Source organism: Sphingomonas colocasiae (assembly GCF_019880585.1).
In the GTDB taxonomy this organism is placed as follows: Bacteria; Pseudomonadota; Alphaproteobacteria; order Sphingomonadales; family Sphingomonadaceae; genus Sphingobium_A; species Sphingobium_A colocasiae.
Window position 1 is genome coordinate 46,232 of sequence record NZ_JAINVV010000004.1, and the last position, 12,931, is coordinate 59,162.

The window sequence follows — 12,931 nt, forward strand, 5'->3', positions numbered from 1 at the left end:
AGCGCGTCGCTCTAACCCAGCGTTTATCGGCGGTTTCGAGAGGGATTTGAGGGCATGGCTGGGCCGGAAGGCGTGGTGGAAACCACGTCAGGAGACGGGATCGAGACGTTTCGGGGCGTCGTATTCCCCTGGCATTGCGACTCGATGGGGCACATGTCGGTGCAGCATCAGATGCCGCTGCTCGACAATGCGGCCTATCATCTGCTCGGCACGCTGGCGCCGACGACCGCGCTGGAGGACGGGCACCGCCTCGGCTGGGCCGATGTGTCGCACGAGATCCGCTATCTGCACGAACTGGTGGCGGGCGATCTGCTGGTGCTGCGATCGGGCATCCTGTCGATCGGACGTTCGTCGCTCAGGCACCGCACGGTGATGACGCGGCGGTCCGACGATCGCGTCTGCACCGTGCTGGAGGGCGTCACCGTCCGTTTCGACCTCGATGCGCGGCGTTCGATCCCGCTGTCCGATCCGGTCCGCGCCATCGCCGGGACGCTGCTGATCCCGGCCGCATCCGATCAATCTTCGCCCGATCAATCTTTACAGGGAGCATAAAATGGAACGAGTCCTCGTGACCGGCGCGGGCGACAGTGTCGGCCGCGCCATCGCCGAACGATTTCTGGGCAAGGGATACAAGGTCCATATCTGCGACATCCGCGCCGATGCGGTGCGGGCGACGCTCGACGCCAATCCGGGCATGAGCGGCAGCGCCGTCGATGTCGGCGTCCGCGCCGATGTCGACCGGCTGTTCGACGATGTCCGCGCCTCGGTCGGCGACCTGTCGATCCTCGTCAATGTCGTCGGCATGGCGGGGCCGCGTGGCGCCATCGAGGAAATAGACGAGGACGAGTGGGACAAGACCATCGCCGTCAACCTGTCCGGCATGTTTTATTGCATGAAGCGCGCGGTGCCGATGCTGAAGGCCAATGGCGGCGGGTCGATCGTCAATTTCTCGACCTGCTCGACGCGCACCGGCATCCCCTATCGCGCGCCCTATATCGCGTCGAAGGCGGGGGTCGAGGGGCTGACGAAGAACAGCGCGCGCGAACTCGGGCCGTTCGGCATCCGCTGCAACGCGATCCTGCCCGGCATCATCAACAACGACCGGTTCCGCTTCATCGTCCAGCGCAACGTCGACGCGACGGGGCGCAGCTTCGAGGACATCGAGAACGACTATCTCAAATATGTCTCGCTGCGCACCAAGGTCGAACTGAGCGAGTTCGCCGACATGGTCGAGTTCATCACCTCGGACGCGGGCCGGAAGATCACCGGCGAGACGATCGCCGTCAGCGGCAACATGGAATGGGAAGAATAAGCATGAGCGGCAACAAGACGATCCTCACCTGCGCGGTCACCGGCGGCGCGCCCTTCAACCCCAGGCATCCGTCGATGCCGATCACGCCGAAGCAGATCGCCGATGCGTGCATCGAGGCGGCGTCCGCCGGGGCCAGCATCGTCCATATCCATGTCCGCGATCCGGAAACCGGCCAGGGCAATCGCGATCGCGCGCATTTCCGCGAGGTGGTCGATCGCGTCCGCCAGACCGGCACCGATATCGTGCTCAACCTGACCTGCGGCATGGGCGCCTATTTCCTGCCCGATCCGGAGCGGGAAGGGCATATGCTGCCGGGCAGCGACGTGGTCGGCGTCGACGAGCGCGTCGCGCATGTCGAGGAACTGCTGCCCGAGATCGCGACGCTCGACATCGTCACCAACAACCAGGTGGAGGGGCCGACCGAATATATCTATTTCAGCCCCACCCATACGCTGCGCGCGATGGCGAAGCGATTCCAGGCGGCGGGCGTGAAACCCGAACTGGAAGTCTTCGGCGCGGGCGATATCCTGTTCGGCAACACGCTGGTCGAGGAGGGGCTGATCGACGGGCCACCGATGATGCAGATGGTGCTGGGCGTGCAATGGGCGGCGCCGCATGGCGTCGATACCATCCTCTACCAGCGCGGTCTGATGACGCCGGGCACGCATTGGGGCGCGTTCGGCATCGGCCGCGAACAGATGCCGATGCTGGCGCAGACCCTGCTGCTGGGCGGCAATATCCGCGTCGGGCTGGAGGACAATCTCTACATGTCGCGCGGCGTGTGGGCGACCAACGGCCAGCTGGTCGAGCGCGCCTATTCGATCGTCAACGCGATCGGCGGCTATAGCGTGGCGACGCCCGCCGAAACGCGTGAGATCCTGAAATTGCGGCAGCCCGGCTGATGGAGCTGGAGCCGATCGACCGCGCGCTGCTGGATGGCGATCATGGCGCCGCGGCGGCGCGCGCGATGGCGATGCTCGTCCGCTATGGCGAAGCGGGTGGCGCGCCCCGCTTCGTGTCGATCGAATCCGCGCATATCGACGGCTGCCTCTATCACGGCCCGTCGAGCATCGATTTCGCGCGCCGCTTCGCCGATCTTGGCGGGCGGGTACGGGTGCCGACGACGCTGAACGTCGCCGCGGTCGATGTCGTCCATCCCGGCTGGCATTGCGGCCCGCCGGAATTGATCGACGCGCAGCGGGAACTGACTGATCTGCACGAACGGCTCGGTTGCGTCGCGACGCTCACCTGCGCGCCCTATCAGCGCATGGTCCGTCCCCGGCCGGGCGAGCATGTCGCCTGGGCCGAATCGAACGCGATCGTGTTCGTGAACTCGGTGCTGGGCGCGCGCACCGATCGCTATGGCGATTTCACCGATCTCTGTGCTGCGCTGACCGGGCGGGTGCCGCTCGCCGGGCTGCATCGCGACGAGAATCGCCGGCCGCGATGTATGGTCGCCGTGCCGGGGCTTGAGGCGGCCGGGCTGCCGCGCGATCTGTATTTCGCGGCGGTCGGCTATGTCATCGGCCAGCGGGCGCCGGGTCAGGTTCCGTTGGTGAGGGGCGTTCCGGTGGACGCCACGGAGGATGAGCTGAAGGCGCTGGGCGCGGCGGGGGCATCCTCCGGCTCGCTCGCGCTGTTTCATGCCGAAGGGGTGACGCCCGAAGCGCAATGGGCGGCCGAGCAGGCCGCGCGCGCACCGCTTGCCGAGATCGCGATTCAGGCCGCCGACCTTCATGACGCCGTTTCCCGGCTGTGCCCGGTGGTGGAGGGGGAGGCGGTGGCGGCGGTCTGCCTGGGCACGCCGCATTATTCGCTCGACGAATTCCGGATCCTGAACGCCGTGCTCGACGGACGCGGCCCGGCCGAGGGCGTCGCGCTTTACGTCTCGACCTCGCGCGAGATCGCGGCGGCGGTTGAGCATGATCCGGCCTTCGCGCCGCTGCGCCGTTTCGATGCCCGCATCGTCGTCGATACCTGCACCTATCTGGCGCCCGTCGTCCGCAACACCCAGGGCGCCATCCTGACGACCTCCGCCAAATACGCGCATTACGGCCCCGGCAATCTTCAGCGGCGCGTGGGGCTGATGACGCTCGAACGCTGCATCCGTTCGGCCGCACTCGGCCGGGTTGCGCCGCCATGCTGATCGCGGCGCGGGCATTGACGCCGGGCCGCGCCGCCGGGCCGTTGCTGCTGCTGAGCGAGCCGCTCAGCCTGTGGGGCGGGCTCGACCTGCGGACGGGCGCGATCATCGATCGGACGCACCCGCAATGCGGGGAGGGAATCGCGGAGCGCATCGTCGCGATGCGCAGCGCGCGGGGGTCCTCGTCCTCGTCGAGCGCACTGGTCGAGGCCGCGCGCGCCGGCGTCGCGCCCGCCGCGCTGATCCTGGGGCTGCACGATCCGATCCTGACGATCGGCGCGCTCGTCGCGGCGGATCTTTATGGAATCGAGATTCCGTTGATCGTGGTCGACGAGAGGGCTTGGCCCGCGCTCGTGGATGGAGTTGCGCTGTCGATCGAGACGAAAGGCAATCAAGCCTGGATCACCGTCGATCCAGTTTAGCCGTCCACACCCGTTCGGGCTGAGCCTGTCGAAGCCCTGTCCTTCTACTTCGATACCAAGGAAAGGCAGGGCTTCGACAGGCTCAGCCCGAACGGTGAAGGGGATAGCGTGCTATCCTGACGCTACAGCCGCCGCAGCGCCTGTGCGGGCCGCACCGACATCAGCGGCAGCGATCCGAGCAGGCCGATGCCGAGCGTCAGCACCGCGCCGGCGCCCAGCGTCCCGAGCACGGCCCACCAGTCCGGCGCCCAGCCGAATTCGAACACCCGCACGATCACATACCAGGCGGCGGCGATGCCCAGGCCGAGTGAGACCGAGGCGAGCAACGCGGCCAGCAGGCCATATTCCATCGCCTGCGCCGTCAGGATCTGCCCGCGCGTCGCGCCCAGCGTCTTCAGGATGACGCTGTCATAGCTGCGCGCCTGGCGCGAGGCGGCGATCGCGCCGACCAGCACCGCGATGCCCGCCAGGATCGCGACCGAGGCCGACAGCAGGATCGCGGTCGCCATCTGGTCCAGGATGGTGCGGACCTGCCCGATCACCTCGCTGACCGCGATGATCGAGGCGGAGGGGAAGGCCGCGAGCAGCGCGCGCGAGACCGGGCCGTCATGGCTTTTGTCCATGCTGATCGTCGCGGTCAGGCTGTGCGGCGCGCCCGCGAGCGCGCTGGGTGAGAAGACGAGGATGTAGTTGAAGCCCATCGTGTCCCAATGGACCTCTCGCAGCGAGGCGATCCTGGCCTCGATCTCGCGGCCGAGCACGCTGACGGTCAGCGTGTCGCCGACGCCGACCTTCATGATCGTCGCGGCTTCGCGGTCGAGCGAGACGAGCGGCGGCCCGGCATAGTCTTTCGGCCACCAGCGCCCCTCGACCAGCTCGCTGCCCTGCGGCAGGCTGTCGCTATAGGTCACGCCGCGTTCGCCGCGCAGGAACCACGCGCCCTCGGGCAGTTCGGCGAGGTCTGCGACGCGCTGGCCGCCATAGGCCACGATCGTGCCGCGCATCGAGGGGACGATGTTCATCTCGGCCTCCGGCGCCTCGCGCCGGATTACCCCCTCGAAGCGCGCGCGTTCGCCCGAGGGGATATCGAGCACGAACTGGTTGGGCGCCTTTTCGGGCACGGTGCGGGTGATCTCGGCATTGAGGCTGGTCTCGATGCCGGCGAGCGTGACGAACAGGGTGAGCGCCAGGCCGAGCGCGATGACCAGGGCGACGGTCTGCGCGCCGGGGCGATGGAGATTGGCGAGCGCCAGCCGCAGCAGCGGCCGTTTCGGGCGCGGCAGGCGCTGCGACACGCGCCGGATCGCCCAGCCGATGCCGAGCAGCAGCACCAGCACCGCGCCGACCGATGCCAGCACGACCGCCGCGAACAGCGGCTCGCGCGCGGTGCCTGTCGCCAGCGCGACGACCAGCGCGGCCAGCAGGGCGACCCAGCCCAGGGTGCGACGATCGATCCCGGCGGCGTCATCGACGGCGGCGCGGAACAGGGCGGCGGCGGGCAATGTCCGCGCGCGGGCGAGCGGGGGCAGCGCGAAGGCGAGCGCGATCAGCGCGCCATAAGCGGCGCTCGTGGCGAGCGGCAGCGGATAGACCGCGATACCGGGCCGGACGGGCAGCAGATCCTGCGCCAGCGTGACGATCGCGATCGGCAGGATCGCGCCGAGCACGAGGCCGCAGCCGATCGCGAGCAGCGCGACCGCGCCGATCTGCATCAGATAGATGCGCGCGATATCCACCGATGTCGCGCCCAGGATCTTGAGCGTGGCGATGCCGCCGCGCTTGAGCGTCAGATAGGATGCGACGCCGTTGCTGACCCCGATCCCGGCGATGACGAGCGCGGCGAGGCCGATAAGCGACAGGAACTGGCCCATCCGTTCGAAGAAGCGGCTGGCGCCCGGCGCGGCGCGGTCGCGATCCTTATATTCCCAGCCGGCGGAGGGATGGCGTGCCTCCAGCGTATCGACCGTTTCGGCGGGATCGCGGCCGGCGGACAGGCGCAGCCGGTATTTGCTTTCGAACAGGCTGCCGGGCTGGAGCAATTGGGTGCGGCGAAGACCCTCCAGCGAGACGATCGCGACGGGGCCGAGCGTGAAGCCCTCGCCGACGCGATCGGGCTCCTCGGCGATCAGCCCGCGAATGCGGAATTCGGCCTCGCCATAGCGCAACGTGCCGCCGGGGCGGACGAGCAGCCGATCGGACAGCGCCTGGTCGATCAGGATCTCGCCGGGCGCGAGCGGTTTGTATGTGGTGCCGTCCGCCAGCCGCAGCGTGCCGTAGAGCGGATAGGCGGTGTCGACGCCCTTGAGTTCGGTGAGCACCGCCGGTGGCGCGCCGCCCGTACCGGGGCCACGCGCCATCGCGCGTGTGCGGACGGTATCGCTGAGCCGGCCCAATTTGCCGAATTCGGCCTTTTCCGCCGCGCTGGCCTCGCGCTGGGTCATCGCGATCTCGATGTCGCCGCCCAGGATGACGCGCCCGCGCGCGGCGAGTTCGGCGGTGATCGATGCGGTCAGGCTGCCGATCGCCGCCAGGGTGGTGACGCCGAGCAGCAGGCAGACGAATAGCAATCGGAGCCCGCGAAATCCGGCATGGAGATCGCGCCGCGCGATCCGCCAGCAGGCGGCCCAGCCGAGCGGGGTCACGCCGCGCGATCCGCGACGAGCAGGCCGTCGCGCATCTCCAGCACGCGATCGCAGCGCGTGGCGAGCGCGGGATCGTGCGTGATGATCACCAATGTCGCGCCCGCCGCCGCTTGCCGCGCGAACAGCAGGTCGACGATCGCGTCGCTGGTGTGGCCGTCGAGATTGCCGGTGGGTTCGTCGGCGAAGATGATCGTCGGCCGCGGCGCCACGGCGCGCGCGATCGCCACGCGTTGCTGCTCGCCGCCCGAAAGCTGCGCGGGATAATGGCCGATCCGGTGGCCGAGGCCGACCGCTTCGAGTTCGGCGGCCGCGCGCGCGAAGGCGTCGACGGCGCCGGCGAGTTCCAGCGGCACCGCGACATTCTCCAGCGCCGTCATCGTCGGCAACAAGTGGAAGGATTGCAGGACGATGCCGACGCGCCCGCGCCGCGCCCGTGCCAGCGCATCCTCGTCGAGCGCGCGATAGCCGATGCCCGCCACGGCGACCTCGCCGTCGCTGGCGCGCTCCAGCCCGGAAAGGATCGCCATCAGCGAGGATTTGCCCGATCCCGACGGCCCCAGGATCGCGACACTTTGTCCGCGCGCGATATCCAGGTCGATCCCCTTGAGGATTTCGACGGGCGTTTCCTTCGATCCCAGCGTCAGCGTGACATTGCGCGCGCGGATTGCGATATCGGTATCGTTGGTCATTGCCGGAGCGCGCGCCCTTGTCGTTGAAGTTTCCCCACTATGCGGTCGCAGCCTTGCTCGTCCACTCGCTCATGGCCTGCACATCCGAACCGCCGGCAGGCAATTTGGTGACTGCCGACGCCAATGCAACGGCACCGGCGTCGAATGTGGTGGAAGACGGCGGCAAGCTGGTCGTTGCCTTCGGCGACAGCCTCTATGCCGGTTACGGCGTGCTGCCGCAGGAAAGCTTTCCCGCCGACCTGCAAAAGGCGCTGGCGGCCGACGGAATCGCGGCGACCGTCCACAATGCCGGCGTCTCGGGCGATACCAGCGCGGCCGGGCTCGCCCGGCTGGCCTTCACGCTTGACGGCCTGCCGCGCAAGCCCGATCTGGTGATCGTCGGGCTGGGCGGCAACGACATGCTGCGCGGCATCGATCCCGAGCAGACGCGCGCGAACCTGACCGCGATCTGCGAGGAACTGAAGAAGCGTGGCATTCCGATCATGCTGACCGGCATGCTCGCGGCACCCAATATGGGCGCGGATTATGCCGGGCGCTTCAACCCGATCTACGCCGATCTCGCCAAGCGCTATGGCGCGACGCTCTATCCCTTCTTCCTCGACGGGGTGGTCGGCACGCCCGCGCTGATGCTGCCCGATCATATCCACCCCAATCCCCAGGGCATCGATCGCATCGTCGGGAAAGTGGCGCCGGTCGTCGCGGACGCGCTGGGGGACTGAGCCGATCCGGTTTCGGTAGCCGGGTGGCCATGCTATGCCGTCCGCGTCGAAAAAGGCCGGCCGGTGTGGTTAGCCCGGCCCCCCGTTCACAACGGGTCTGTCCGTCGCCGATGCGACGAGTCCCGCGGCCTTGAACGCCCGCGCATGGTGCGCGGGCGAGAAAAGGAGCGTGGACGATGCAACAGCAGATTTCCGTCATCACCCTGGGCATTTCCGATCTCGCGCGATCGCGCCGTTTCTATGTCGACGGCTTTGGCTGGGGCCCGGTGTTCGAGAATGAGGAGATCATCTTCTACCAGATGAACGGCCTGATGCTCGGCACCTGGCTACAGGGCGCGCTGGAAACGGATATGCGGCGGAGCGGCCTTGCCCGCCCCGGCGCCTTCGCGCTGGCGCACAATGTCGCGGCGGCGGCGGATGTGCAGCCCCTGATCGAACGGCTGGCGGAGGCGGGCGGCACGATCCTGCGCGAGGGCGATGCACCGCCGCATGGCGGCTTTCGCGGCTATGTCGCCGATCCCGACGATCATTGCTGGGAAATCGCCTGGAATCCGTCCTGGACGATCGATGCGGAGGGCAGAGTGACGTTCGGCCTTTGACCGGCCCCAAGGCTGAAAGGTCTGCGGGGGGCGGCGCACTCCCCCGCAAACCGATCCTCAATGTTCTTTCGACAGTTCCACCACGATCACCTCGATCGGCTCGGGACCGACATTCACGTCCTGATGCTGGGTGCCGGGCGCGTTGGCGGGCAGCCAATAGGCCTTGCCCGACTGCCATTCATGGATCTCGCTGGTGCCGTCCTGCTCCAGGATCTTCATCGTGCCGCCCTTGAGCGCGATGAGCGCGCGGGGATGTTCGTGGCGGTGGAAGGGCAGCGGCGTGTTGGGGGTGATCACCGATTTCCACACCCGCGCCTGCGGGTTCTGGAACAGCGGCTCGCGTCCCGTCTGCGGCGCCGCAGCGACGCCGGCGGCATAGCCTGCGCCCGCCGACACGGCCGATACCGCCATCGCCATTATCGCCACTGTCAGTCCCGTCTTTCGGTTCATCGTCCATCCCCCGGAAAAGTTGCGCGGCCAAGCTATCACGGTCGCCGTGCGGGGAAAGCTGAAATCCCGTGGAAATCGATCGTGGCGGCGCGTTGCGCGCCCGCCATGCCGTGATAGGGTCGGGCACGGGTGATGCGGGGGCGATGGATGCGGTTCTGGTCGGGTTGCAGGGTCATGATGCTCGGCGCCGCCGCGCTGGCGTTGACGGGGGCCGCGCCGGCGCCGCCATTCGATGTAGTGGAGGCGTCGATCGCCGATATCGACGCGGCGCTGGCGTCGGGCAGGGTGACATCGCGGCAGCTTGTCGAGGCCTATCTGGCGCGGATCGCCGCTTATGATCAGGCGGGGCCGGCGCTCAACGCGATCGTCACGCTGAACCAGGCCGCGCTGGCGCAGGCCGACGCGCTCGACGCGGAGCGCAAGGCGAAGGGGCCGCGCGGGCCGCTTCACGGCGTGCCCATCCTGATCAAGGACAATTTCGACACGGCGGACATGCCGACGAGCGGCGGCACGCTGGCGCTCGCGACGCTGCGGCCTTCGGTGGACGCGGCACAGATCGCGAAGCTGCGCGCGGCGGGCGCGATCATCCTGGGCAAGACGACGCTGCACGAACTGGCGTCCGGGGTGACGACGGTGTCGTCCTATACCGGCTATAGCCGCAATCCCTATGATCCCGCGCGCTCGCCCGGCGGATCGAGCGGGGGCACCGCCGCAGCCGTCGCCGCCAGTTTCGCGGCGGCGGGCATGGGCAGCGACACCTGCGGATCGATCCGCGTGCCTTCGGCCTATCAGAATCTGTTCGGCCTGCGCGGCACGGCGGGCCTGTCGAGCGGCAAGGGTATCATGCCGCTTTCCTCCACCCAGGATATCGGCGGGCCGCTGGCGCGCTCGGTCAGCGACCTCGCGATCATGCTGGAGGCGACCGTCGAGCCCGACGCGGGCGGTACGCCGCGATCCTATCGCCCGATGCTGCGAGCCGACGGGTTGAAGGGCGCGCGGATCGGCGTGATCCGGGGTATGTTCGGCACCGCGCCCGAGGACAAGGAAGGGCAGGATGTCGCCGACGCCGCGATCGTCCGGATGCGCGCGGCGGGGGCGGTACTGGCCGACGTGACCCTGCCCGGCGTGGAGGATCTGCTCAAGGACAGCAGCATCACCCCGCATGAATTCAAATATGATTTCGCCGCCTATCTCGCCGCGCATCCCGGCGCGCCGGTGACGTCCCTGTCGCAGATCATCGCGCTTGGCCTGGATCACGACGCGCTCGACGCGCGGTTCCGGCTGCGCGATGCGGGATCGTCACGCGACGAGGCCGCCTATGCCGCGATCCTGGCCAAGCGCCGCGCGCTCAACGCGCTGGTGCTGCGGGTGATGGCCGAACAGAAGCTGGACGCGCTGCTCTATCCCACCACGCTGCGCCGCGCGCCGCTGATCGGGGCGGACGATGCGATGGTCGCGCCGACCTGCCAGTTCAGCGCGACCGCCGGTCTGCCGGCGATCGCCATTCCCGCCGGGTTCACCGAGCGCGGATTTCCGATCGGACTGGAATTGCTGGGCGCGACCTTCGCCGAACCGACGCTGATCCGGCTCGCTTATGGCTGGGAACAGGCCGCGCGACCGCGCCGTGCGCCGTTCAGCACGCCCCCGCTGATCGCGGGCAAGGCCCCCGCGCCGATCGCCTTCACCACCACGATGCGTGTGGCCGGCGGTGGCGGCGCGACGGCCGATTTCCGCTATGATCCGACGACGGCGACGCTCGACATCCGCGCCAGGGTGACGGGCATCGCCGCCGACCAGATGATCGCGCTGACGCTCCAGCGCGCGCGGGACGGCGGCCCCGGCCCGATCCTCGCGCCGCTGATCATGCATGGCGGGCTCAGCGGCGCCACACGATTGACGCTGTCCGCCCCGGATCGCGCCGCGCTGCTTGCCGGCGGATTCTACACCGCGCTCTACACGCGCGCCGCGCCATTGGGGGCGGCGAAGGCGGTGGTCAGGGTGCCGCCGGGGAAATAGAGCATCGTGCGGAAAAGTGGGAACCGGTTTTCCGTAAAAACGATGCGATCACAAATATCTAGAGCGGACTTCGCGATTCAGGTTTTGCGCAGTCCGCTCTAGAAGCGGTTCAGCGCACCGGCCAGAAGGCCAGGATCAGCGGCACGCCGACGATCAGCACGATCAGGCTGAGCGGCGCGCCCAGACGGGCATAGTCGCCGAACCGATAGCCGCCCGGCCCCATCACCAACGTGTTGCACTGGTGGCCGATCGGCGTGAGGAAGTCGCAGCCCGCGCCGACCGCGACCGCCATCAGGAAGGCATCCGGGCGCATGTGCAGGTCCTGCGCGAAGCTGGCGGCGATCGGCGCCATCACCAGCACGGTCGCGGCGTTGTTGAGGAAGGGCGTCACCGCCATCGCCGCGACCAGGATCAGCGCTACCGCGCCCCAGGGCGGCAATGTCGCGGCGGTGGCGGACAGCCAGTTGGCGATCAGATCGGTCCCGCCCGTCGTCTGCAGGGCGCCGCTGACCGGGATCAGCGCGCCCAGCATGATCAGGATCGGCCATTCGACATGGGCATAGGCTTCGCGCACCGGCAGCGCCCCGGTCAGCATCACGAGCGCGGCGGCGCCGAAAAAGGCGACGGCGACGGGCACCAGCCCGAGCGCTGTCGCCGCCATCGCCGCGCCGAGGATGGCGACGGGCAGGATGCGCTGCTGCGGACTGCCCAGCCGCAGCGGCCGTTCGGCGAGCGGCAGGCAGCCGAGCGCGCGAAGCTGTTCGGGCAATGTGTCGAGCGCGCCCTGGAGCACGATGACGTCGCCGGCGCGCAGCATCGTGTTGCCGAGGCCGCGCAACAGCCGGTCCCCGGATCGCGATATCGCGAGCAGATTGACGCCGTACCGATCGTGCAGCGCCACTTTTTCGGCGGCGCGCCCGATCAGCACCGAATCGGCGCCGATCACCGCTTCGATCACGCCGACATTCTCGGCGGCGGTTTCGGTCACCAGCGCGCGGTCCTGTCCGGCCAGCGCCAGGCCGTTCTCCGCGATCGCGCGTTCCAGCGCGTCGGGTTCACCCTTCATCACCAGCGTGTCGTCCGCCTTCAGCACCATCCGCCCGGACGGTTTCCGCCGCTTGCCGTCGCCGCGTTGCAGGCCGGTCAGCTCGACCTCGCCCAGCCTGTGCCGGAGGGCGGCGACCGTCTGGCCCACGATCGGGGCGTTCTCGGGGATTTCCGCCTCGGTCGTGTAATCCTGGATGTCGAGCGCTTCGCCCATCGTCGGCGCGGCGCGGCGGTCGCGCGGCAACAGGCGATAGCCGAAACGCAGGAAGACGATGCCGACCAGCGAAAGACCGAGCCCGACCGGCGCATAGTCGAACATCGCGAAGGGCTCGCCCGTCATCTGTTCGCGCACCCGCGACACGATGATATTGGGTGAGGTGCCGACCAAGGTGATGAGGCCGCCGAGCAAGGATCCGAACGCCATCGGCATCAGGAAGACCGATGGTGAGGCGTCCGATCGCTTCGCCATGCGGAAGGCGGCGGGCATCAGGATCGCGAGCGCGCCGATATTCTTGACCAGCGCGGAGAGGAAGGTGACCGACGAGACGAGGATGGTGAGCTGCCAGCGCACGCGCGACATGCCGGCGGTCAGCCGGTCGAGCACCCGCTCCACCAGGCCCGATCGCGCGACCGCGGCGCTGACGACCAGCGCGCTGCCGACGATGATGACGATATCGTCGCTGAACCCCGAAAATGCCTGTTTCGCGGGCACCGTGCCCGCCGCGATCGACGCGAGCAGCGCGAGGATGGCGACGAGGTCGTAGCGCAGCCGTCCCCAGATGAAGAGCAGCATCATGCCCGCAAGAATTGCTAATGCGAGCATCTGGGGTTGGGTCATCGCGGCTCCGGACGGGCAAGCGCGACCGGACGGCCCCGCCCGAAGCTAAACGCC

At 68.5% G+C, this 12,931-nt stretch carries 13 protein-coding genes; 8 read left to right on the forward strand and 5 right to left on the reverse strand.

Translation table 11 applies throughout. From position 1 onward, the window contains the following. The first annotated feature begins 54 nt into the window (after positions 1-54). Genes K7G82_RS06725 through K7G82_RS06745 form a run of 5 tightly spaced genes read left to right on the forward strand, consistent with a single transcriptional unit; the run spans position 55 to position 3,877 of the window. Positions 55-552, forward strand: coding sequence for an acyl-CoA thioesterase (locus K7G82_RS06725; RefSeq protein ID WP_222989099.1), 498 nt, complete (start codon positions 55-57; stop codon positions 550-552). Between the two features lies 1 nt (position 553). After that, positions 554-1,312, forward strand: coding sequence for an SDR family oxidoreductase (locus K7G82_RS06730; RefSeq protein ID WP_222989100.1), 759 nt, complete (start codon positions 554-556; stop codon positions 1,310-1,312). Between the two features lie 2 nt (positions 1,313-1,314). After that, entirely contained in the window at positions 1,315-2,214 is a 900-nt protein-coding gene (locus K7G82_RS06735) for a beta-keto acid cleavage family enzyme (RefSeq protein ID WP_222989101.1), read from the forward strand. Continuing rightward, positions 2,214-3,458: an aconitase X gene (locus tag K7G82_RS06740; RefSeq protein ID WP_222989102.1), complete on the forward strand. Its 1,245-nt coding sequence runs from the start codon at positions 2,214-2,216 to the stop codon at positions 3,456-3,458. The genes K7G82_RS06735 and K7G82_RS06740 overlap by 1 nt, the downstream gene beginning before the upstream one ends. Then, entirely contained in the window at positions 3,452-3,877 is a 426-nt protein-coding gene (locus K7G82_RS06745) for an aconitase X swivel domain-containing protein (protein WP_222989103.1), read from the forward strand. Before K7G82_RS06740 ends, K7G82_RS06745 begins: the two co-directional genes overlap by 7 nt. Before the next feature lie 122 nt (positions 3,878-3,999). On the opposite strand, the gene K7G82_RS06750 is transcribed toward K7G82_RS06745, so the two are convergent. Both K7G82_RS06750 and K7G82_RS06755 read right to left on the reverse strand, forming a co-directional pair. Further along, positions 4,000-6,519, reverse strand: a complete 2,520-nt coding sequence (locus K7G82_RS06750; RefSeq protein WP_222989104.1) for an ABC transporter permease — start codon at positions 6,517-6,519, stop codon at positions 4,000-4,002. Beyond that, positions 6,516-7,208 carry an ABC transporter ATP-binding protein gene (locus tag K7G82_RS06755; RefSeq protein WP_222989105.1) on the reverse strand — a complete coding sequence of 231 codons (693 nt, stop codon included), beginning with the start codon at positions 7,206-7,208 and terminating at the stop codon, positions 6,516-6,518. Before K7G82_RS06755 ends, K7G82_RS06750 begins: the two co-directional genes overlap by 4 nt. A 71-nt stretch (positions 7,209-7,279) precedes the next feature. Between K7G82_RS06755 and K7G82_RS06760 the strand changes: the two genes are divergently transcribed. Both K7G82_RS06760 and K7G82_RS06765 read left to right on the forward strand, forming a co-directional pair. Then, a complete protein-coding gene (locus K7G82_RS06760) occupies positions 7,280-7,927 on the forward strand; it encodes an arylesterase (protein WP_222990198.1) in 648 nt (215 codons plus the stop codon). A gap of 176 nt (positions 7,928-8,103) precedes the next feature. Continuing rightward, entirely contained in the window at positions 8,104-8,526 is a 423-nt protein-coding gene (locus tag K7G82_RS06765) for a VOC family protein (RefSeq protein WP_222989106.1), read from the forward strand. Positions 8,527-8,583: 57 nt separating this feature from the next. Here K7G82_RS06765 and K7G82_RS06770 read toward each other — a convergent pair whose 3' ends face one another. Continuing rightward, complete coding sequence (locus tag K7G82_RS06770) at positions 8,584-8,976, reverse strand: cupin domain-containing protein (protein WP_222989107.1); 393 nt, start codon at positions 8,974-8,976, stop codon at positions 8,584-8,586. 35 nt (positions 8,977-9,011) lie between these two features. Next, positions 9,012-9,152, reverse strand: a complete 141-nt coding sequence (locus tag K7G82_RS06775; protein ID WP_222989108.1) for a hypothetical protein — start codon at positions 9,150-9,152, stop codon at positions 9,012-9,014. On the opposite strand from K7G82_RS06775, the gene K7G82_RS06780 reads away from it, so the two are divergent. After that, positions 9,151-10,992: an amidase gene (locus K7G82_RS06780; protein WP_222989109.1), complete on the forward strand. Its 1,842-nt coding sequence runs from the start codon at positions 9,151-9,153 to the stop codon at positions 10,990-10,992. The genes K7G82_RS06775 and K7G82_RS06780 overlap by 2 nt on opposite strands. Before the next feature lie 109 nt (positions 10,993-11,101). On the opposite strand, the gene K7G82_RS06785 is transcribed toward K7G82_RS06780, so the two are convergent. Next, positions 11,102-12,877, reverse strand: coding sequence for an SLC13 family permease (locus K7G82_RS06785; protein WP_222989110.1), 1,776 nt, complete (start codon positions 12,875-12,877; stop codon positions 11,102-11,104). Positions 12,878-12,931 lie beyond the last annotated feature (54 nt).